Raw genomic sequence first — 20,201 nt, 5'->3', positions numbered from 1 at the left:
CCGGGTCCGAAAAAGATCCGCCGGCCACTACCCTGCTGGGATGACCAGCCCTGCGAACCCGAGCCGGAGCGACGCGGTCCGCAACCGCGACCTGCTGGTCTCCGCTGCCCGCGAGGTCCTCGCCGAGCAGGGTCTCGACGCCCCGATGTCGGCGGTGGCCAAACGCGCCGGCGTCGGTCAGGGCACCCTCTACCGGCACTTCCCCGACCGGCTGACCCTGGCCACCGCGGTGCTGGAGGAGAACGTACGCGACATCGAGCAGGTCGCGGCCAGGCCCGACGCGACGCTGGCCGACGTGCTCGGCGTCGTCACCTGGCAGATGATCCGCTCGACCGCCTTCGTGGGCATCGTCCGGCTCAGCAACGAAGAGAGCTCCCAGCACCTCGCCGATCGCGTACGCACGGCCATCGACGGGCTCCCGATGGAGACCCACGACACCGACGACGTCATGCTCGCCGTCGCGATGGTCTCCGGCGCGGTGCTCGGGCCGACACCCGAGGCACGTGAGGCCACCGCCCGCCGGGCTTGGGGCCTGCTGGGGATCGAGATCGGCCCGGTCACACCCGGCGTCTAGCGGGACCGGAGAAGCGACGAGGCCCGGATCCGCGGTCGTGCGGATCCGGGCCTCGTCGGGTGAGATCAGAAGTTGATCATGTGACCCGCGATGCCGTGGACGGCCTCCTTGACCGCCTCGGAGAGCGTCGGGTGGGCGAAGATGTTGCGCGAGATCTCGTCGGCGGTCAGGTCCCACTGCTGCGCGAGGGTCAGCGCCGGGAGCTGCTCGGTGACGTCCGGGCCGATCATGTGGGCGCCGAGGAGCTCGTTGTGCTCGGCGTCGGCGACGATCTTCACGAAGCCGACCGCGTCGCCCAGGCCCTGGGCCTTGCCGTTGGCCGAGAACGGGAAGGACGCGGTCTTGACGTCGTAGCCCTTCTCCTTGGCCTGCGCCTCGGTGTAGCCGAAGGAGCCGATCTGCGGCTGACAGTAGGTCGCCCGCGGGACCATGTCGAAGTTGATCTCCATGGTCTCGGCGCCGGCGATGGTCTCGGCGGCGACGATGCCCATGGCCTCGGCCACGTGGGCGAGCATGAACTTCCCGGTGCAGTCACCGATGGCGTACACGTTCTCGACGTTGGTGCGGCCGCGGCCGTCGATCGCGATGGCCTTGCGGTCGGTGAGCTCGATGCCGACGTTCTCCAGGCCGTAGCCCTCGACGCGCGGCGCGAAGCCGAAGGCCGCGAGGAACTTGCCGGCCTCGATGACAGTCTCCTCGCCACCGGCGGCCGGCGCGACGGTCACCTTCACGCCCGAGCCGGTGTCCTCGACGCCCTTGACGGCGGTCGAGGTGAGGACCTTGACGCCCAGCTTCTTGTAGTGCTTGGCCAGCTCCTTGGACACGTCGGCGTCCTCGGTGGGCACCATCCGGTCGAGGAACTCGACGATGGTGACGTCGACGCCGAAGTTCTTCAGGACGTACGCGAACTCCACGCCGATCGCGCCGGAGCCGCCGATCACGATGGACTTCGGGAGGTTGGCGTCGAGGATCTGCTCCTCGTAGGTGACGATGTTCTGGCCGTTCGGCACGACACCCGGGACGCTGCGGACCGTGGCGCCGGTGGCGATGATCAGGTTGTCGAAGGTGTAGTCGGTGTTGGCACCGTCCTTCGCGACCGTGATCGACTTCGGACCGGTCAGCGTGCCCCAGCCGTCGATCTCGGTGATCTTGTTCTTCTTCATCAGGAAGTGGACGCCCTTGACGATCCCGGCGCTCACCTGGCGGGAGCGCGCGTGAGTCGGCCCGAAGGACATCGTGGCCTCACCCTCGATCCCGAACTTCTGCTTCTCCTTCGGGTCGTTGAGGGTGTGGGCCAGCTCCGCGTTCTTCAGCAGCGCCTTGGACGGGATACACCCGACGTTGAGGCAGACACCGCCCCAGTACTTGTCTTCGACGACGGCGACGGACTTGCCGAGCTGGGCGGCACGGATGGCGGCGACGTAGCCACCGGGGCCAGCGCCGAGGACGAGAACATCAAAGTGGGTCACGCATCCAAGGGTAGACCGCCAATAACAGATAGATCCCAAGCGGGTGAGGACTGGGCGGTAACCTCGTGACCCGTGACTCTCTACGCGGCCTATGGCGTCAATCTCGACCCGGCGCTGATGAGTGAGCGGTGTCCGCATTCGCCGTTGCGTACGACCGGGTGGCTGGACGGCTGGCGGCTCACCTTCGGGGGCGAGGACAACGTGCTCGGCGACGGTCCGACGACGACGATCGTCCCCGACCCGTTCGAGCAGGTCTTCGTCGCGGTCTACGACGTGGTGGACCAGGACATGGAGGCGCTGGAGAAGTGGGAGCTGGCCGACATCGGGCTCTACTTCAAGACCAAGGTGCGGATCGCCGCGCTCACGGGGGAGCTGCTCTGCGAGACCTACGTGCTGGACACGTACGAGGGTGGCATCCCCTACGCGCGCCACCTGGGCGCGCTGGCCGATGCCGCCGAGGCGGCCGGGGCTCCCGACGACTACGTGCATGCGCTGCGTACGCGCCCGTGCCGGTCAAACGACTGAGCGAGTCTAGGCTGCGCTCGTTTAGGATCGGCGAGTGACCACGCCTTACGAACTCGCCAAGGAAGCCGCCGCCGCGCTCGCGGAGAAGACCGGCGTCGAGACGCACGACATCGCGCTGGTGCTGGGCTCGGGCTGGCTGCCCGCCGCCGAGGCGCTCGGCGAGGACTACACCGAGATCGACACCACCGACCTGCCCGGCTTCAGCGCCGCCGCGGTCGTCGGTCACAGCGGCAAGATCCGCTCGATCCGGTCGGCGAGCGGTCGCAACCTGCTGGTCTTCCTCAGCCGCACCCACTTCTACGAGGGCAAGGGCGTCGACGCGGTCGTGCACCCGGTCCGCACCGCGGCCGCGGCCGGCTGCTCGACGATGGTGCTCACCAACGGCTGCGGCGGGCTCAACCCGTCCTGGTCGCCGGGCACCCCCGTGCTGATCCGCGACCACATCAACCTGACCGCGGCCTCCCCGCTGGTCGGCGCCAACTTCGTCGACCTCACCGACCTCTACTCCGCACGCCTGCGGGGCCTCGCCAAGGAGGTGGACGCCACCCTCGACGAGGGCGTCTACGTCCAGTTCCCCGGACCCCACTACGAGACCCCGGCCGAGGTGAAGATGGCCGGCATCATCGGCGGTGACCTGGTCGGCATGTCGACCACCCTCGAGGCGATCGCGGCCCGCGAGGCCGGCATGGAGATCCTCGGGATCTCGCTGGTCACCAACCTGGCCGCCGGCATCTCCGACCAGCCCCTCGACCACGCCGAGGTCCTCGAGGCCGGCCGCAGCGCCGCCACCCGGATGGGTGCACTTCTCGGCGACCTGTTGCCCAAGATCTGAGCCTCCGGGCACCCGATGACCTAGGGTCTGGTCCATGGTCCCCACCGATCAGTCCGCGCTCGTCGTCCAGGCCAGGGAATGGCTCGCCGACGACCCCGACGCCCACACCCGGGCGGAGCTCGAGAGCCTGCTGTCCTCCTCCGACCCGAGCGCGGTCGCCGAGCTGGCCGACAGGTTCTCCGGCATGCTCCAGTTCGGGACCGCCGGGCTGCGCGGCGCGCTCGGAGCCGGTCCCAACCGGATGAACCGGGTGGTCGTGATCAAGGCCGCCGCGGGGCTGGCCCGCTATCTGCTCGCCACCGGCGCGCAGGGGCCGGTGGTGATCGGCTACGACGCCCGGCACAACTCCGACGTCTTCGCCCAGGACACCGCCCAGGTGATGACCGGGGCGGGCCTGCAGGCGCTGGTGATGCCGCGCTCGCTGCCGACCCCGGTGCTGGCCTACGCGGTCAAGGCCCTGAACGCGAGCGCGGGTGTGATGGTCACGGCCAGCCACAACCCGCCCCAGGACAACGGCTACAAGGTCTACCTCGGTGACGGGTCGCAGATCGTGCCGCCGGCCGACGTCGAGATCGCGAAGCGGATCGCGGCGGTCGACAAGGTGAGCTCGGTGCCGCAAGGACCGGCCGGGCAGACGATCAGCGAGGACCTGGTCGACAGCTACCTCGACACGGTCGTCGGGCTCCTCGAGGAGGGTGGCCCGCGCGACCTCAAGACCGTCTACACGCCGCTGCACGGCGTCGGCGGCGACCTGGTGCAGCTGGCGATGAAGTTCGCCGGCTTTCCCGACCCGGTCGTGGTCAAGGAGCAGGAACGGCCCGACCCCGACTTCCCGACCGTCGCCTTCCCCAACCCCGAGGAGCCCGGGGCGATGGACCGGGCGATGGCGCTGGCCGGCAAGAAGGGCGCCGACCTGGTCATCGCCAACGACCCCGACGCCGACCGCTGCGCCGCCGCGATCCCGGTCGGCAAGAAGTGGCGGATGCTGACCGGTGACGAGGTCGGCGCCCTGCTGGCGACCCACCTGCTCCGCAAGGGCGTGACCGGGACGTACGCCGCCTCGATCGTCTCCTCCTCGCTGCTCGGCAAGATCGCCGCGGCCGCCGGGCAGGCCTACGCCGAGACGCTCACCGGCTTCAAGTGGATCTCCCGCGCGCCGGGGCTCGCCTTCGGCTACGAGGAGGCGCTGGGCTACTGCGTCGACCCGGGGCACGTACGCGACAAGGACGGCATCTCGGCGCTCCTGCTCCTGTGCGAGCTGGCGGCGTCGCTGAAGGCGGAGGGGCGCGGCCTGGCCGACCTGCTCGACGACCTCGCGGTCGAGCACGGCCTGCATGCCACCAGCCAGCTCTCCGTACGGCTCGAGGACCCGGCCCAGATCGCCGCCGCGATGCAGCGGCTCCGCGAACGCCCGGTGACCGCCTTGGCCGGGGCCGCCGTGCAGCAGCTCGACGACCTCACCACCGGCATCGGCGGCCTGCCGCCGACCGACGGCATCCGCTACCAGCTCGCCGGCGGGTCGCGGGTGATCGTGCGGCCCAGCGGCACCGAGCCCAAGATCAAGTGCTACCTCGAGGTCGTGCAGCCGGTCGCCGACGCCTCCGCGCTCGCCGACGCCCGTGCCGACGCCGAGATCGCGCTCGGGGCGCTCAAGGTCGACATCCGCGCCGCCCTCGGCGTCTAGCCCCTGCCGCGCCGGCCCGGACTACCCCGATCGCTCAGAGCACGAGCAGGACGACGAACACGACGGCCACCGCGAGCGTGACCGCGATCAGGGGCCAGTCCCAGCTGCGGCGTACGTCCTCGGCGAGCGCGAACTGCTCGTCGGAGTCCCGCTTGATCCGGAGCCGGTCGCGGGCGTCCTGGGCCAGCGCGTTGAGCCGGTCCTCGATGAAGTCGACGTGGTTGCTGAGCGGCTTGTGCTCGCGCTTGGAGCCCTTGACCGCCTCGCGCATCGGACGCCCGACGGCACCGCTGACGTAGGTGCGGCCGCCGGCGTAAGCACCGAGGGTGCGGCCGACCGAGACGCTCTCCAGGGCGGCCATCGGGAAGCGCACCGTGGAGTAGAGGTGGTTGAGCACGAAGTCGCCCTGGCTGACCCCGACCTTGGTGCGGATGAAGGCGGCGTACGCCACCAGCACGAAGAGCACGCCGCCGGCCGTCGTCTCGGGGTGCCAGCCGGTGACCGCGTCGACCACGATGACCACGATCGCGGCTCCTGCGGAGAGGAAACCCCATGCGGTGCTGCTGGAGTTGCGGAACCACTCCTCGGGCTGATCGTCATTCACGGCGCAAACATTAGCCCGCGACCCGCGAATGCCTATGCTGAGGCCGTGCCTACCTCCACAGAGATCGCCAAGCTGATCGACCACACCCTCCTCAAGCCCGAGGCGACGCACGCCGACGTCGAGGCGCTGATCGTGGAGGCCGCCGAGCTCGGCACCTACTCCGTGTGTGTCTCGCCCTCGATGCTGCCGGTCACCGCGCCGGCCGAGCTGAAGCTTGCCGTCGTGTGCGGCTTCCCGAGCGGCAAGCACATCTCCTCGGTCAAGGCCGCCGAGGCCGCGGCTGCCGTCGAGGCCGGCGCCGACGAGATCGACATGGTCATCGACATCGGCGCCGCCAAGGAGAAGCGCTACGCCGACGTGGAGGCCGACATCGCCGCCGTCCGCGCCGCGGTTCCGGCCCCGACGGTGCTGAAGGTGATCATCGAGTCCGCCGCGCTGGAGGACGACGAGATCATCGGCACCTGCCAGGCCGCCGTCCGCGCCGGGGCGGACTTCGTGAAGACCTCCACCGGCTTCCACCCCGCCGGCGGCGCCACCGTCCACGCGGTGGACCTGATGCGCAAGACCGTCGGCCCCGACATCGGCGTCAAGGCCTCGGGCGGCGTACGCACCATGGAGCAGGCCGAGCAGATGATCGCCGCCGGCGCCAACCGGCTCGGCGTCTCGGGTTCGCGCGCCCTGCTCGCCGGGGCGCCGGGGGCGGGTTCCGGCGCCGGCTACTGAGTCCCGGCTACTGACTTTCACGCACTCTCGGGGAGAATGCTCCGGTGCGTGCTCAGGTCATCGTCCTCGCCGGCCCCTCGGGTGCCGGCAAGTCCCGTCTGGCCGAGCGGCTGGGCCTCCCGGTCCTCCGGCTGGACGACTTCTACAAGGACGGCTCCGACCCCTCGCTCCCCCGGATCACGGAGGGCCCGAACGCGGGCCTGGTCGACTGGGACCATCCCGACTCCTGGCTGCCCGCTGACGCGGTGAAGGCGATCGCCGCGCTGTGCGAGGCGGGCACCGCCGACGTACCCGTCTACGACATCGCCCACGACGGCCGCACCGGCTGGCAGGAGCTGACCCTCGGGGACGAGCCGTTCTTCGTCGCCGAGGGGATCTTCGCCCAGGACATCGTGGCCGAGTGCCGCGACGCCGGCCTGCTGGCCGCCGCCTACTGCGTCACCCAGTCGCCGACGGTGACCTTCTGGCGCCGGCTCACCCGCGACCTCCGCGAGCGCCGCAAACCACCGTTCGTCCTGGTCAGGCGTGGCCTGGCGCTGATGCGCGCGCAGCCGCGGGTAGTCGCGGACGCGGTCGCCAAGGGCTGCACCGCGGTCTACCCGAAGCACGGCTACGTCGCGGTCCAGCAGCTCACAAGGCGGCGTACGCGTCCTTGATCTCGTGGATCAGGTCGACCCGCTCGTCGTAGGGGATGAACGCGGACTTCATCGCGTTGGTCGTCAGCCGCTGGAGCTCGGGCAGGCCCCAGCCGAAGGCCTCCACGATCCCGGCCATCTCCGCCGACATCGAGGTGCGTGACATCAGCCGGTTGTCGGTGTTGATCGTGACCCGGAAGCCGAGGTCGTAGAGCAGCCCGATGGGGTGCTCGGCGATCGACTTCACGGCCCCGGTCTGGATGTTGGAGCGCGGGCAGAGCTCGAGCGGGATCCGCCGGTCCCGGACGTAGGCAGCGAGCCGGCCGAGCCGCGGTGCCTCACCCTCCTCGACCGTGATGTCGTCCACGATGCGTACGCCGTGACCGAGCCGGTCGCAGCCGCAGGGGTGGACGGCCTCCCAGATCGAGGGCAGCCCGAAGCCCTCGCCGGCATGGATGGTGAAGCGCATGTTCTCCGCGGCCAGGTGCTCGAATGCGGCCAGGAACCGGCTCGGCGGGAAGCCCTTCTCCGGCCCGGCGATGTCGAACCCGGCGACCCCGCGGTCGCGCCACGCCACCGCGAGGTCGGCGATCTCGGTGGCATGGGCCGCCTGCCGCATGGCGGTCAGCAGCTGGCGTACGACGATCTTCTTCCCGGTCGCCGCGACGGCGGCCATGCCCTCGTCGAACCCGGCCTGGACGGCGGCGACGACCTCGTCCGGCTCGTGGCCGTTGGCCAGGTGGAGCTCGGGCGCCCAGCGGACCTCGGCGTAGACGACCCCGTCCTCGGCCAGGTCCTCGACGCACTCACGGGCCACCCGCGTCAACGCCGGCAGGGTCTGCATGACCGCGAGCGTGTGCGCGAACGTGTCGAGGTAGCGCTCCAGCGAGCCCGAGTCCGCGCTGGTCACGAACCATTCCTCCAGCGCGACCGGATCGTCCTGGGTCCCCTCGGGAAGCTCGTGGCCCACCTCGGCGGCGAGCTCGATGAGGGTCGAGGGACGTACGCCACCGTCGAGGTGGTCGTGGAGCAGCACCTTCGGCGCGGCCTTGATCTGCATGTCGGACGGTTTCATGGGCCTATTGTTCCCTATCGGACTAGATTCCGGGGGTGCGCAAATTCACCACTCTCGAAGAAGTCTCCGACGCTGCAGGCACCGAGATCGGCACCGGCGAATGGCTCCAGGTCGACCAGGACCGCGTCAACGCGTTCGCCGACGCCACCGGCGACCACCAGTGGATCCACGTCGACGAGGCGCGGGCCAAGGAGGGCCCGTTCGGGGGCACCATCGCCCACGGCTACCTGACCCTGTCGCTGATCCCCTACCTCGGCGTGAGCGTCTACTCGCTGGAGACCCCGGGCGCCAAGCTCAACTACGGCCTCAACAAGGTCCGGTTCCCCACGCCGGTCCTGGTCGGCTCCCGGATCCGTCCGGTCGTCTCGTTCGGCGAGGTCACCGAGCTCCCCACCGGACTCCAGCTCGTGGTGAAGACGACCATCGAGATCGAGGGCTCCGACAAGCCCGCATGTGTCGCGGAGTCGGTCGTGCTGCTGCTCGAGGGCTGACCTCAGGAGTAGTCCGCCCACAGCCTACGGGCACTGCCGTCGACGGTCATCTCGCCGCCGTACGGCAGGACCCACTGCGGTCGGGTGTGCCCGAACGGCGGGCCGACGACGACCACCGCGTCCGGGTTGTAGCGGGCGACGGTCTCGATCGCCGCGTCCCGCTGCTCGGCGCGCTTCGCGGCCCGCTCCTCGGCGCCGGGCTTCCGCTCGAAGTCGGAGGTCGGCGGGCGCCCGACGACCACCGCGTCGACCGCCTCCAGCAGCCCGCGCTCGCCCAGGGCACGCGTGATCCAGGCGAACTCCTGCGCGGGGATGAGCTCCTCGGAGGTCTCCAGCAGGAGTACGCCGCCCGCGAGCACGCCCGGGTCGGCCGGGAAGCGTCCGGCGGTGAGCACCCACTGGAGGATCTCGATGCAGCCGCCCCAGGTGCGGCCGGTCACGGTGCGGGCCGGGCCGGCCCAGGTCCACGGCTCGGTCGGCTCCCGCTCGCCGTACTCGGTCAGCGCCCGCGGGTCGTTCCAGTCGCGGCCGATGTCCTCGGACTCCCCCGGCTCGGTGATCTCGAGCCGCTCACCGGTGAAGAGGGCCGCCTTCAGCGAGGCCTCGTGGATCGGGTCGAGCGCCGGCCCCGGACCGAGGTGGACCTGGGTCGAGCCGCCGTGGAACGCGGCGACGCCGTTGGTCCACAGCCAGTTGAGCAGGTTGGTGTTGTCGCTGTAGCCGAGGAAGGGCTTCGGGTCCTTCCGGACCAGCTCGGGGTCGAGGTGCGGGATCACGGTGATCTGGTCCTCGCCGCCGATGGTCGCCAGCACCGCCCGGACCTCAGGGTCGGCGAACGCGGCGTTCACGTCCGCCGCCCGCTCCTGGGCCGACGCCCCGAGCTTCCGGGTGGTCGAGTACTCCACCGGCACCAGCCCGGTGACCTCGGTCAGCCGCGCCAGCGCCTGCTCGTGGATCGCCGGCGCCACCCCCGGCGCCGCGAACGAGGGTGACAGCACGGCGACCTTGTCGCCCGCGGCGGCCTTGGGTGGCTTGACGATCTCCATGCCCGAAGTCTGGCCGTCCGTCCACCCGCGAAGCGAACGGTTATCGACCGGTCGCCCTCGCTGGTCGAGCCGGATTCGTGAGGAACGAACGAATCCGTGTCGAGACCAACACGGTCCCATCTAGCGCGACAGGGGACCGTGTTGGTCTCGACACCGCTCGCTGGCGCTCGCGGGCTCGACCGACGGCGGGTCTGTCAGCCGATCCGGTCGAGGATCAGCGGCGTCGCCTCGTACGCAGCCCCGTCGCCGATCTCGTAGCCACCCTCCAGCGCAGCCAGGGCCCGGTCGAAGCGCTCCGGGGTGTCGGTGTGGAGCGTGAAGAGCGGCGCGCCGGCCGTGACCGAGTCGCCCGGGCGGGCGTGCCAGGTGACCCCGGCTCCGGCCTGGACGGCGTCCTCCTTGCGCTCGCGTCCGGCACCGAGGCGCCAGGCGGCGAGGCCGACGGCCATCGCGTCGAGCCGGGTCAGCACACCGGACGAAGGCGCGGTGACCACGTGGGTCTCGCGCGCGACCGGCAGTGGTGCGGACGGGTCGCCGCCCTGGGCCGAGATCATCGCCCGCCAGGCGTCCATCGCCTTGCCGGAGGCGAGCACCTCGGCCGGATCCGGACCGGAAACGCCCGCAGCCGACAGCATCTCCCGGGCGAGCGCGACGGTGAGCTCGACGACGTCGGCAGGACCACCGCCGGCGAGGACCTCGACGGACTCGGCGACCTCGATCGCGTTGCCCGCGGTCAGGCCGAGCGGCGTGGCCATGTCGGTCACGAGCGCGACCGTGTTGACCCCGGCGTCGGTGCCGAGGTCGACCATGGTGCGCGCCAGCTCCTGGGCGGAGTCGAGCGTCTTCATGAAGGCACCGGCGCCGACCTTGACGTCGAGCACGAGCGCCCCGGTGCCCTCGGCGATCTTCTTGGACATGATCGAGGAGGCGATCAGCGGGATCGACTCGACGGTGCCGGTGACGTCGCGCAGCGCGTAGAGCTTGCGGTCGGCCGGGGCCAGCCCCTCACCGGCCGCGCAGATCACCGCGCCGACCGACCCGAGCTGGGCCAGCATCTCCTCGTTGGACAGCGACGCGCGCCACCCGGGGATCGACTCGAGCTTGTCGAGCGTGCCGCCGGTGTGGCCGAGCCCGCGCCCGGACAGCTGCGGCACCGCCACACCGCACGCGGCGACCAGCGGCGCCAGCGGCAGCGTGATCTTGTCACCCACCCCGCCGGTGGAGTGCTTGTCGGCCGTCGGCCGGTCCAGGGAGTCGAACGACATCCGCTCCCCCGACGCGATCATCGCCGCCGTCCACCGCGCGATCTCGCGCCGCGACATCCCGTTGAGCAGGATCGCCATGTTGAGCGCCGACATCTGCTCCTCGGCCACCACCCCGCGGGTGTACGCCGCGATCATCCAGTCGATCTGCGAGTCGCTCAGCTCGCCACCGTCGCGCTTGGCGAGGATCACCTCGACCGCATCATGTTCCGCCATACGGACAGCGTAAAGCGCGACCGCCACAGGCCCCTACCGGGCGTCGCTCGCCCTCGTCACGCCAGCGCCTCCGGGCCGAAGGCGTCGGGAAGGACCTCGGACATCGGCCTCACGCCGGAGACGGTCATCAGCAGCAGCTCGGCGCCGCCGTTCTCCCACAGGAGCTGGCGGCAGCGGCCGCACGGCATGATGACCTCGCCGGAGCCGTTGACGCAGACGACGTGGGTGAGCTTGCCGCCACCGGTCATGTGCAGCGAGGAGACCAGGCCGCACTCGGCGCACAGCGTGACCCCGTAGGCCGCGTTCTCCACGTTGCACCCCTGGAGAAGGCGCCCGTCGTCGGCGATTCCGGCCACTCCGACGGAAAAGTTGGAGTAGGGCGCGTACGCATGTTTTGCGGCCTCGACCGCCTGCGCACGCAGGCCTTCCCAGTCAAAGCCCTCTGTGGCGTACGTCTGTTTCTCGGTCATGGTTCGACCTTAAAGCCTGTCCGGACAACCGGAAGACAAGCTACGAGGCTTAGGCTTCGTCGAGATCAAAAGTTGGTAACCGTTCGCGTAATCCCTGGCGTTGCTCGGTCATTGGGGAGAACGTTCGGACATGAATGTCCTTTGCGCCGTGATTTGCGGAGCAACGACCTGGAGGCACCAGTGAAGAACAACATCAAGAAGGCCGCCGCCGGCGGCGTCGCAGCGGTCCTGTCCGCTGCCGCCCTTGCCGCGTGTGGGGAAGCGCCGGCCGAGCGCGCAGGCGAAGGCAACAGCGACTACCTTCCCTGCATCGTCTCCGACTCGGGCGGGTTCGACGACAAGTCGTTCAACCAGCTCAGCTTCGAGGGCGTGAAGGAAGCTGCCGACGAGCTGGGCTCGAAGTACAAGGATGTCGAGTCCAACAGCGAGGCCGACTACGAGGCCAACCTCGAGGGCCTGACCGGCCAGGGCTGCGACACCATCGTGACCGTCGGCTTCGCCCTCTCGGCCGCGACCATCGAGTCCGCCAAGGCCAACCCGGAGACCGAGTACGTCCTGATCGACGACGCGGCCGACGCCGACTTCGACGGCAAGACCGACGCGGAGAACATCAAGCCGATCCTCTACGACACCGCCCAGGCCGCGTTCCTGGCCGGCTACGTCGCCGCCGACTACACCAAGACCGGAGTCGTCGGCACCTACGGCGGCCAGCCCTTCCCGACCGTCACGATCTTCATGGACGGCTTCAAGCAGGGCGTGGAGTACTACGCGAAGACGAAGAACAAGGACGTCAAGGTCGTCGGCTACGAGGGTGGCGAGAAGGGCTCCTTCACCGGTGAGTTCGTCGCCAACGAGAAGGCCACCAACACCGCCCGCCAGATCATCGACCAGAACGCCGACGTGATCCTGCCGGTCGGCGGTCCGATCTACCAGGGTGCGCTCACCGCGATCGAGGACTCCGGCAAGGAGGTCGCCCTGATCGGTGTCGACGCCGACTTCTACGAGACCGACCCGAACACCCAGGACGTCGTGCTCACCTCGATCCTGAAGAACATGAAGACGTCCACCAAGGACGTCATCGTCGCCGCCGGCGACGACAAGTTCGACGCGACGCCGTACGTCGGCACCCTCGAGAACGGTGGAGTCGGCCTGGCGCCGTTCCACAACTTCGAGTCCAAGGTGTCCGAGACTCTCCCCGACGAGATCGAGGAGGTCACCGCCGGCATCAAGGACGGCTCGATCAAGGTCAACTCCTACCTGGCCAAGTGATCCTGCTCTGACGAGCAACGCGAGGGGGCCGGGGACCCGGCCCCCTCGCCACGTACTTTGGAACTTCTCCACCCCTGCAAGGAATGATCCGTGCCATGAGACTCGCGCTTCGCGACATCACCAAGCGCTTCGGCTCCCTGGTCGCCAACGACCACATCTCCCTGACGATCGAGCCAGGTGAGATCCACTGCCTCCTCGGTGAGAACGGCGCGGGCAAGTCCACGCTGATGAACGTGCTCTACGGCCTCTACCAGGCCGACGAGGGCGAGATCCTCATCGATGACGAGCCGCAGCGATTCAAGGGTCCCGGCGATGCGATGGCCGCCGGCATCGGCATGGTGCACCAGCACTTCATGCTCATCCCGGTCTTCACCGTCGCCGAGAACGTCATGCTCGGCCACGAGGCCACCGGCTTCGCCGGCAAGCTCGATCTCGACGCCGCCCGCAAGCAGGTCCGGGACATCTCCGACCGCTTCGGGTTCCAGGTGGATCCCGACGCGCTCGTCGAGGACCTCCCCGTCGGCGTGCAGCAGCGGGTCGAGATCATCAAGGCGCTCTCGCGCGACGCCGAGGTGCTCGTCTTCGACGAGCCGACCGCCGTGCTGACGCCGCAGGAGACCGATGAGCTGATGGCGATCATGCGCCAGCTCAAGGAGTCCGGCACCGGCATCGTGTTCATCACCCACAAGCTGCGCGAGGTCCGTGAGGTGGCCGACCGGATCACGGTCATCCGCCGTGGCGCCGTGGTCGGCGAGGCCTCCCCGGAGGCGTCCAACGCCGAGCTCGCCGCCCTGATGGTCGGACGCCCGGTCGAGCTCAAGGTCCACAAGGACCCGGCCCAGCCGGGCGAGCGCGCGCTGGTCGTCTCCGACCTGACGGTGGCCGACGAGGACGGCTACGTCCACGTCGACGGGATCAGCTTCCACATCGATGCCGGAGAGATCCTGGCCGTCGCCGGTGTCCAGGGCAACGGCCAGACCGAGCTCACCGAGGCCATGGTCGGCCTGGCTCCGCACGTCGAGGGCTCGATCAAGCTCGACGGCCGCGAGATCGTCGGCCGCTCGGTGCGCAAGGCGCTCGAGGCCGGCATCGGGTTCATCCCCGAGGACCGGCAGGTCGACGGTCTGGTCGGCAACTTCACCATCGCCGAGAACCTCATGCTCAACCGCAGCTTCGACGAGCCCTTCGTCTCCCGCGGCTCGCTGAACCTCAAGAAGCTCGACACCTTCGCCAAGGAGAAGCTGGCGGAGTACGACGTACGCGCCCCCGGGGTCTCGACCCTGGCTGGCCAGCTGTCGGGCGGCAACCAGCAGAAGGTCGTCGTCGCTCGCGAGCTCTCTCGTGACCTGCGGCTCCTCGTCGCCGCCCAGCCGACGCGCGGCGTCGACGTCGGGTCGATCGAGTTCATCCACAAGCAGATCGTGGCGGCACGGGACTCAGGCGTCCCGGTGCTCGTCGTGTCCTCCGAGCTCGACGAGATCGCCGCTCTCGCCGACCGGATCATGGTCCTCTACCGCGGGCGGGTCGTCGGCATCGTCCCCGCCGACACCTCCCGCGACACCCTCGGCCTGATGATGGCCGGCGAGTCTCCTGAAGGGAGCGACGCGTGAGCGAGAAGGGGCCGGAGAACGAACCGGCCGAGACGACGGAGTCGACAGAGACGACTGAGCCCTCGGAGCAGACCGAGGCGGCGAAGGCGGCGTCCGACGCCGACCGGGTGCCCGAGGCCAGCCGCTGGCACGTGGCGCTGCGGGAGATCACCACGGGCAACGCGCTGGTCGCGGTGCTCTCGGTGGTGCTCGCGATGTTCTTCGGGTCGCTGATGATCCTCTTCACCGACGAGGACGTCCGCTACGGGCTCTCCTACTTCTTCGCCCGCCCCTCCGACACCTTCTACTACGCGTGGGAGGCCATCTCGGGGGCGTACGTCTCGCTGTGGCGGGGTGCGGTCTTCAACGACCTGGGCGGCACGTTCGTCCAGCAGATCAAGCCGATCACCGAGACGCTGAAGTACGCCGCGCCGCTGACCCTGGCCGGGCTCGGCATCGGCCTGACGTTCCGCGCCGGGCTGTTCAACATCGGTGGCCGTGGGCAGATGCTGCTCGGTGGCGCCGCCGCCGCGTTCGTCGCGGTCAAGTTCGACCTGCCGATGATCGTGCACCTGCCGCTGGCGGTCCTCGTCGGTGCGCTGGTCGCGGCCCTGTGGGGCGGGATCGCCGGCCTCCTGAAGGCCCTCACCGGGGCCCACGAGGTGATCGTGACGATCATGCTCAACTACGTCGGCTACTACCTGGTCTTCTACGCGCTGACCCGCAAGTCGCTGCTCCAGGCACCGGGCTCGGGCAACCCGAAGTCGTCGCCGATGCCAGAGTCGGCGATCCTGCCGGACCTGCTCGGCCCGCAGTTCAACCTGCACGCCGGGTTCCTGCTCGCGGTGCTGGCGACGTTCCTGGTCTGGTGGATCCTCAACCGCTCCTCGCTGGGCTACCGGTTCCGAGCGGTGGGTGAGAACCCGTCGGCCGCACGGGCGGCGGGCATCAACGTCGGGGTCGCCTACTTCAGCGCGTTCCTGATCTCCGGCGCCCTGGTCGGGCTGGCCGGCGTCAACCAGGTGCTCGGCTCGGTGACCGACGGTGCGACCAGCGGTCTCGACGCCGGGATCGGCTTCGACGCGATCACCGTCGCGCTGCTGGGCCGCTCGCGTCCGTTCGGCATCCTGGCCGCCGGCATCCTGTTCGGCGCGTTCAAGTCCGGCGGCTTCTTCATGCAGGCCTCCGAGGGCATCCCGGTCGACATCGTGCTGGTCATCCAGTCCCTGATCGTGCTCTTCCTCGCCGCACCGCCCCTGGTGAAGGCGATCTTCCGACTCCCCACGAAGGAGGCCTGACCGTGTCCACCGTCGATCTTCCGGTCAACTCCGAGGCACCCGCCGTCGCCGAGCGCATCCCGGGTCTGTGGAAGACGCCCGGCGTGATGGCGGCGTTCACCGTGCTGGTGGCGCTGCTCGTCCTCGTCCGCCCTCGCGCCGGTGACTCCACCTTCCGGTGGAGCCGCGACGGCGACTGGTTCGCCATCCCCGACATCACGCTGCCGGCCAACGGCATCGTCTGGACGGCCGTTGCCTTGTGCCTCATCGCCACGGCGTACGCAGCCTGGAACGCCTACTCCGGCCGCAAGACGCACCTGGTCGTGGTCGCCGTGTTCGCGGTCGTCGCGGTGTCCGGCTTCCTGGCCTGGGCGGTCGCGGGCAAGACGCTTCCCGTGGTCGGTCTGCTCGCCGGCGCGCTCGCACTGGCGGTCCCGCTGGTGTTCGGTGCGCTCGGCGGCGTACTCGGCGAGCGGGCGGGCGTGGTCAACATCGCCATCGACGGCCAGCTGCTCTTCGGTGCCTTCGGCGCGGCGATCACCGCCTCGCTGACGGGCTCGCCGTGGGCCGGTCTGATCGCGGCGATGCTCGCCGGCATGCTGATCGCGCTGCTGCTCGGCCTCTTCGCGATCACCTACTGGGTCGAGCAGGTCATCGTCGGTGTCGTCCTCAACGTGCTCGTCATCGGCTTCACCAGCTTCATGTTCTCGCAGGTGCTCTCGGAGAACGCGGCCGCGCTCAACAACCCGCCGCACTTCCCGCGCCTGCCGATCCCGCTGCTGTCCGGCATCCCGGTCATCGGGCCGATCTTCTTCCGCCAGACCGTGCTGGTCTACCTGATGTACGCCGCGGTCATCCTGGTCGCCTGGGCGCTCTACCGCTCCAAGTGGGGCCTGCGGGTCCGCGCGGTCGGCGAGCACCCGAAGGCCGCCGACACGGTCGGCATCAACGTGATCGCGACCCGCTACCGCACCGTGCTGCTGGCCGGTGCGATCGCGGGCATCGGCGGGGCGACCTACACGCTCGTCTCGGTGCCGTCGTTCGGGCGTGAGATGACCGGTGGTGCGGGCTACATCGCGCTGGCCGCGGTCATCTTCGGCAAGTGGGACCCGATCAAGGCGACGCTGGCGGCGCTGCTCTTCGGCTTCGCGTCCAACGTCGAGTCGGTGCTCTCGGTCATCGGCTCGCCGGTGCCGTCGCAGTTCATGCTGATGCTGCCCTACGTCGTCACCATCTTCGCCGTCGCCGGGCTCGTCGGGAACTCCCGTGCCCCGGCCGCCGACGGCGTGCCCTACCGAAAGGGCTGACCCGCCGAAACTGCACATGTGGGCGACGAAACTGCCGTTTCGTCGCCCACATGTGCGTTCTCGGCCGCCACTTCTACCGGTTCGGCGGGGCGAGTGTGCGGTGGGCCGCGGCGGCAAGCACCTTGGCGCCGACGCCCACCGCTCGCTCGTCGATGCGCAGGTCGCCCTGGTGGAGGTCGTAGGTGGGGCCGCCGGGGGTGCGTACACCGAGCCGGAACATCGACCCCGGCACCTGCTCCTGGTACCAGCCGAAGTCCTCGCCGCCGAGGCTCTGCGCGGAGACGACCGCGCCCCGTTCGCCGAGGACCTCCCGGACCGTGTCGACGAGGATCTGGTGGGACTCCTCGTCGTTGCTCACCGGCGGGACACCCCGGGTGTAGTCGACGGCGGCGCTCACGCCGTAGGGCGCGATGATCTCGGCGACGACCTCACGCACCACGTGCTCGACCTCGCTCCAGGCGTCGCTGTCGAGGATGCGTACGGTGCCGCCGACCGAGCCGTGGGCGGGGATCACGTTGTGGATCTGGCCGGCGGTGACCTTGCCCCAGACCACGCTCACGCCGGCGCGCGGGTCCATCCGCCGGCTCAGGATCACGGGCAGCTCGGTGGTCACCTTGGCGAGCGCGAAGACCAGGTCGCCGGTCAGGTGCGGGCGCGAGGTGTGACCGCCGGTGCCGCTGAGGTGGACGTCGATCAGGTCGGCCGCGCTGGTCAGCGCGCCGGAGCGGATCCCGACCCGGCCGACGTCCACGGTCGGGTCGCAGTGCAGCGCGAAGATCCGCTCCACGTCGTCGAGCGCACCCAGGCTCATCAGGTGCAGCGCCCCGCCCGGCATGACCTCCTCGGCGGGCTGGAACAGCAGGCGTACGCCCCCGGGCAGCGGTGACTCGCGGTGGAGGTCGGCCAGGGCGAGGCCGGCGCCGAGCAGCGCCGTGGTGTGCACGTCGTGGCCGCAGGCGTGGGCGACCCCGGGAACGGTGCTCGTCCAGATGTCGGTGGTGACGTCGTCGACGGGCAGCGCGTCCATGTCGCCGCGCAGTGCGACGACCCTCTCCCCCTCGCCCAGATCAGCGATGAGACCGGTCGCGGAGGGCCGGTCGACCTGCCAGCCCGCCTTCTCCAGTCTCTCGGCGATCAGCTCGGTGGTGCGGTGCTCCTGCCAGGAGAGCTCCGGGTGGGCATGGATGTCCCGGCGCAGGTCGATCAGCTCGGCATCGTAGGCATCGACTCGCTCGGCGAGGAAGGCAGCAGGCTCCAGCATGGTCCTGCCAGACTAATCCTTGTCGTAGGCGGCCAGGATCCTGTCCGCGGCCACGGTCGCCGGAAGCTCACCGGAAAGCACCTCGCCACGGATCTGGTCGCGGATCGCCTTGACGCCCGGGGAGTGCTTGAGCCGCTGGTCGAGCTCGTCCCGGACGAGCGCCCAGGTGAAGTCGAGCTGCTGCTCGGCGCGCTTGGTGCGCAGGCCGTCCTCGCCGAGGTGGGCGCGGTGCGCCATCACCTGCTCCCAGACCGAGTCGACGCCGTCGTCGTGGAGCGCCGAGGCGGTGATCACCGGCGGCGCCCACTCCTCACGGGAGCGCACCAGCCGGAGCGCGCCGGCGAGCTCGCGCGCGGCCGCGCGCGCCTCCTGGGCGCGGTGGGGGTCGTTGGGGTCGGCCTTGTTGACCGCGATCACGTCGGAGATCTCCAGGATGCCCTTCTTGATCCCCTGCAGCTGGTCGCCGGTGCGCGCGATGGTGAGGAACAGGAATGTGTCCACCATCCCGGCCACGGTCACCTCGGACTGCCCGACGCCGACCGTCTCGACGAGGATCACGTCGTAGCCGGCGGCCTCCAGCACCGCCATCGCCTGCACGGTCGCCCGGGCGACCCCGCCGAGCGTCCCGGCGCTCGGGGAGGGCCGGATGAAGGCGTTGGGGTCCACCGAGAGCCGCTGCATGCGCGTCTTGTCGCCCAGGACGGAGCCGCCGGTGCGTACCGACGACGGGTCGACCGCCAGCACCCCGACCTTGAGGCCGTTGGCGGTCAGCCGGCTGCCGAGCGCCTCGATGAAGGTCGACTTGCCGACCCCCGGGACGCCGGAGATCCCGACCCGCACCGTGTCGCCCGCGGGGAGCTTGGTGAGCAGCTCGCGAGCGATGTCGCGGTGCTGCGGCTTGGTCGACTCCACCAAGGTGATCGCCCGTGACACCGCCGCCCGCTTGCCGTCGCTGATGCCGTCGAGAAGGTCTTGTACGTCGGGCCCTGGCATGCCCAGCACCTTAGCCAAAACACCCGGCACCCCGTGGCCCGGCTCGACCAGCGGAGCCTGGTGAGCGCCGGTACGCTCGACCGACGTGACCGAGATGACGAGAACAGCGGTGGTGACAGGCGGCGGGACCGGACTGGGACGCGCGATCGCCGATCGACTGGCGGCGGACGGGCTCGAGGTGACCATCGTCGGTCGCCGGGCGGAGGTGCTCGAGACCGCGACCAAGGAGATCAACGCCGCCGTGGGCGCCGACCGGGTGACGTACGTCGTCGCCGACTGCGCCGACCCGGGCGACGTACGTGCCCTGGCCGATGCCTGCCCGGACCGCGTGGACGTGCTCGTCCTCAATGCCGGCGGCCTCACGCCCTCGACCGGCGACGACCTCGAGGCGCTGGCCCACGACTGGGCGGCCGACTACCGGCTCAACGTGCTCACCGCGGTGCTCCCGGTCGAAGCGCTGTTGCCCAGACTGGCTCGGCCCGGTGGCCGGATCGTCGCGATGAGCTCGATCGCGGCACTGCGCGGCCCCGGGTCGTACGGAGCCTCCAAGGGCGCGATCAACACCTGGATCACCGGGCTCGCGGCCGAGGTCGCGGCGGACGGGATCACCGCCAACGCGGTCGCTCCCGGTTTCGTCCCCGACACCGAGTTCTGGGACTCCCGCCGCAGCCCCGAGCTGATCGCGCAGCGCACCTCGCAGATCCCCGTCGGACGTCCCGGCGCCCCGGAGGAGATCGCCGCGCTGGTGGCTCACCTCACCTCGCCGGATGCCGGGTTCACCACCGGACAGGTCGTCGGCATCCACGGCGGGGCGCTCCTCGCGCGGCTGTGACCACAGCGCCGCGTCGCGGCAGGGTGTGAGACCGCAACACGAATGGCCACCCAGGACATGGGTACAG

At 70.1% G+C, this 20,201-nt stretch carries 20 protein-coding genes; 12 read left to right on the top strand and 8 right to left on the bottom strand.

Annotated elements, in window-relative coordinates:
- Positions 1 to 40: 40 nt before the first annotated feature.
- Positions 41 to 574, top strand: coding sequence for a TetR/AcrR family transcriptional regulator (locus ACWZJV_RS19355; protein ID WP_457177944.1), 534 nt, complete (start codon positions 41 to 43; stop codon positions 572 to 574).
- 65 nt (positions 575 to 639) lie between these two features.
- Here ACWZJV_RS19355 and lpdA read toward each other — a convergent pair whose 3' ends face one another.
- Positions 640 to 2,043 carry a dihydrolipoyl dehydrogenase gene (gene lpdA, locus ACWZJV_RS19350; protein WP_457177942.1) on the bottom strand — a complete coding sequence of 468 codons (1,404 nt, stop codon included), beginning with the start codon at positions 2,041 to 2,043 and terminating at the stop codon, positions 640 to 642.
- A gap of 72 nt (positions 2,044 to 2,115) precedes the next feature.
- On the opposite strand from lpdA, the gene ACWZJV_RS19345 reads away from it, so the two are divergent.
- From ACWZJV_RS19345 to ACWZJV_RS19335, 3 genes are read left to right on the top strand one after another with little or no spacing between them, the layout of a single operon-like run.
- Positions 2,116 to 2,568 (top strand): gamma-glutamylcyclotransferase family protein, encoded by a 453-nt coding sequence (locus ACWZJV_RS19345; protein ID WP_008363961.1) that lies wholly within the window; start codon positions 2,116 to 2,118, stop codon positions 2,566 to 2,568.
- 34 nt (positions 2,569 to 2,602) lie between these two features.
- The gene (locus ACWZJV_RS19340) at positions 2,603 to 3,400 is read left to right on the top strand and encodes a purine-nucleoside phosphorylase (RefSeq protein WP_457177940.1); all 798 of its coding nucleotides are present in this window, start codon (positions 2,603 to 2,605) and stop codon (positions 3,398 to 3,400) included.
- A gap of 34 nt (positions 3,401 to 3,434) precedes the next feature.
- A complete protein-coding gene (locus ACWZJV_RS19335; protein ID WP_457177938.1) occupies positions 3,435 to 5,084 on the top strand; it encodes a phospho-sugar mutase in 1,650 nt (549 codons plus the stop codon).
- A gap of 34 nt (positions 5,085 to 5,118) precedes the next feature.
- Here ACWZJV_RS19335 and ACWZJV_RS19330 read toward each other — a convergent pair whose 3' ends face one another.
- Complete coding sequence (locus ACWZJV_RS19330) at positions 5,119 to 5,688, bottom strand: hypothetical protein (RefSeq protein ID WP_008363966.1); 570 nt, start codon at positions 5,686 to 5,688, stop codon at positions 5,119 to 5,121.
- Positions 5,689 to 5,733: 45 nt separating this feature from the next.
- Between ACWZJV_RS19330 and deoC the strand changes: the two genes are divergently transcribed.
- Complete coding sequence (gene deoC, locus ACWZJV_RS19325) at positions 5,734 to 6,411, top strand: deoxyribose-phosphate aldolase (protein WP_457177936.1); 678 nt, start codon at positions 5,734 to 5,736, stop codon at positions 6,409 to 6,411.
- A gap of 44 nt (positions 6,412 to 6,455) precedes the next feature.
- Positions 6,456 to 7,067 carry a uridine kinase family protein gene (locus tag ACWZJV_RS19320; protein ID WP_008363971.1) on the top strand — a complete coding sequence of 204 codons (612 nt, stop codon included), beginning with the start codon at positions 6,456 to 6,458 and terminating at the stop codon, positions 7,065 to 7,067.
- On the opposite strand, the gene ACWZJV_RS19315 is transcribed toward ACWZJV_RS19320, so the two are convergent.
- Positions 7,042 to 8,121, bottom strand: a complete 1,080-nt coding sequence (locus ACWZJV_RS19315) for an adenosine deaminase (protein WP_008363973.1) — start codon at positions 8,119 to 8,121, stop codon at positions 7,042 to 7,044. The two genes, ACWZJV_RS19320 and ACWZJV_RS19315, sit on opposite strands and share 26 nt — an antisense overlap.
- 35 nt (positions 8,122 to 8,156) lie before the next feature.
- Between ACWZJV_RS19315 and ACWZJV_RS19310 the strand changes: the two genes are divergently transcribed.
- On the top strand, positions 8,157 to 8,612 hold the full coding sequence (locus tag ACWZJV_RS19310) for a MaoC family dehydratase (protein ID WP_008363975.1): 456 nt from the start codon (positions 8,157 to 8,159) through the stop codon (positions 8,610 to 8,612).
- Positions 8,613 to 8,614: 2 nt separating this feature from the next.
- Here ACWZJV_RS19310 and ACWZJV_RS19305 read toward each other — a convergent pair whose 3' ends face one another.
- The 3 genes from ACWZJV_RS19305 to ACWZJV_RS19295 form a co-directional block, all read right to left on the bottom strand.
- A complete protein-coding gene (locus tag ACWZJV_RS19305; protein WP_457177933.1) occupies positions 8,615 to 9,658 on the bottom strand; it encodes a S66 family peptidase in 1,044 nt (347 codons plus the stop codon).
- A gap of 194 nt (positions 9,659 to 9,852) precedes the next feature.
- The gene (locus ACWZJV_RS19300; RefSeq protein ID WP_008363978.1) at positions 9,853 to 11,136 is read right to left on the bottom strand and encodes a thymidine phosphorylase; all 1,284 of its coding nucleotides are present in this window, start codon (positions 11,134 to 11,136) and stop codon (positions 9,853 to 9,855) included.
- A gap of 56 nt (positions 11,137 to 11,192) precedes the next feature.
- On the bottom strand, positions 11,193 to 11,606 hold the full coding sequence (locus ACWZJV_RS19295) for a cytidine deaminase (protein WP_457177931.1): 414 nt from the start codon (positions 11,604 to 11,606) through the stop codon (positions 11,193 to 11,195).
- A gap of 180 nt (positions 11,607 to 11,786) precedes the next feature.
- Between ACWZJV_RS19295 and ACWZJV_RS19290 the strand changes: the two genes are divergently transcribed.
- The 4 genes from ACWZJV_RS19290 to ACWZJV_RS19275 all read left to right on the top strand — a co-directional run bounded on the left by ACWZJV_RS19290 (position 11,787) and on the right by ACWZJV_RS19275 (position 17,048).
- Positions 11,787 to 12,875 (top strand): BMP family lipoprotein, encoded by a 1,089-nt coding sequence (locus tag ACWZJV_RS19290; RefSeq protein ID WP_008363982.1) that lies wholly within the window; start codon positions 11,787 to 11,789, stop codon positions 12,873 to 12,875.
- 95 nt (positions 12,876 to 12,970) lie between these two features.
- Entirely contained in the window at positions 12,971 to 14,485 is a 1,515-nt protein-coding gene (locus ACWZJV_RS19285) for an ABC transporter ATP-binding protein (RefSeq protein ID WP_457177929.1), read from the top strand.
- A complete protein-coding gene (locus ACWZJV_RS19280) occupies positions 14,482 to 15,762 on the top strand; it encodes an ABC transporter permease (RefSeq protein WP_457177927.1) in 1,281 nt (426 codons plus the stop codon). Before ACWZJV_RS19285 ends, ACWZJV_RS19280 begins: the two co-directional genes overlap by 4 nt.
- A 2-nt stretch (positions 15,763 to 15,764) precedes the next feature.
- Positions 15,765 to 17,048: an ABC transporter permease gene (locus tag ACWZJV_RS19275; protein ID WP_457177925.1), complete on the top strand. Its 1,284-nt coding sequence runs from the start codon at positions 15,765 to 15,767 to the stop codon at positions 17,046 to 17,048.
- A gap of 73 nt (positions 17,049 to 17,121) precedes the next feature.
- On the opposite strand, the gene ACWZJV_RS19270 is transcribed toward ACWZJV_RS19275, so the two are convergent.
- Both ACWZJV_RS19270 and meaB read right to left on the bottom strand, forming a co-directional pair.
- Positions 17,122 to 18,309 (bottom strand): amidohydrolase, encoded by a 1,188-nt coding sequence (locus tag ACWZJV_RS19270; protein WP_008363990.1) that lies wholly within the window; start codon positions 18,307 to 18,309, stop codon positions 17,122 to 17,124.
- Positions 18,310 to 18,321: 12 nt separating this feature from the next.
- Entirely contained in the window at positions 18,322 to 19,302 is a 981-nt protein-coding gene (meaB, locus tag ACWZJV_RS19265) for a methylmalonyl Co-A mutase-associated GTPase MeaB (RefSeq protein WP_328527212.1), read from the bottom strand.
- 94 nt (positions 19,303 to 19,396) lie between these two features.
- Here meaB and ACWZJV_RS19260 point away from each other — a divergent pair, with 94 nt between their 5' ends.
- A complete protein-coding gene (locus tag ACWZJV_RS19260; protein WP_231381479.1) occupies positions 19,397 to 20,134 on the top strand; it encodes an SDR family NAD(P)-dependent oxidoreductase in 738 nt (245 codons plus the stop codon).
- Positions 20,135 to 20,201: the final 67 nt, after the last annotated feature.

This window comes from Nocardioides sp. WG-D5 (genome assembly GCF_054031175.1).
Note: the sequence above shows the minus strand (reverse complement) of the source record. Positions and strands in the feature narration are given on the sequence as shown.

Bases quoted from the DNA above. Each gene is read 5' to 3' on its own strand.
- ACWZJV_RS19335 (WP_457177938.1), top strand. From the start codon at position 3,435: ATGGTCCCCACCGATCAGTCCGCGCTCGTCGTCCAGGCCAGGGAATGG.
- ACWZJV_RS19305 (WP_457177933.1), bottom strand. From the start codon at position 9,658: ATGGAGATCGTCAAGCCACCCAAGGCCGCCGCGGGCGACAAGGTCGCC.
- ACWZJV_RS19355 (WP_457177944.1), top strand. From the start codon at position 41: ATGACCAGCCCTGCGAACCCGAGCCGGAGCGACGCGGTCCGCAACCGC.
- ACWZJV_RS19270 (WP_008363990.1), bottom strand. From the start codon at position 18,309: ATGCTGGAGCCTGCTGCCTTCCTCGCCGAGCGAGTCGATGCCTACGAT.
- ACWZJV_RS19315 (WP_008363973.1), bottom strand. From the start codon at position 8,121: ATGAAACCGTCCGACATGCAGATCAAGGCCGCGCCGAAGGTGCTGCTC.
- ACWZJV_RS19260 (WP_231381479.1), top strand. From the start codon at position 19,397: ATGACGAGAACAGCGGTGGTGACAGGCGGCGGGACCGGACTGGGACGC.
- ACWZJV_RS19300 (WP_008363978.1), bottom strand. From the start codon at position 11,136: ATGGCGGAACATGATGCGGTCGAGGTGATCCTCGCCAAGCGCGACGGT.
- meaB (WP_328527212.1), bottom strand. From the start codon at position 19,302: ATGCCAGGGCCCGACGTACAAGACCTTCTCGACGGCATCAGCGACGGC.
- ACWZJV_RS19295 (WP_457177931.1), bottom strand. From the start codon at position 11,606: ATGACCGAGAAACAGACGTACGCCACAGAGGGCTTTGACTGGGAAGGC.
- ACWZJV_RS19285 (WP_457177929.1), top strand. From the start codon at position 12,971: ATGAGACTCGCGCTTCGCGACATCACCAAGCGCTTCGGCTCCCTGGTC.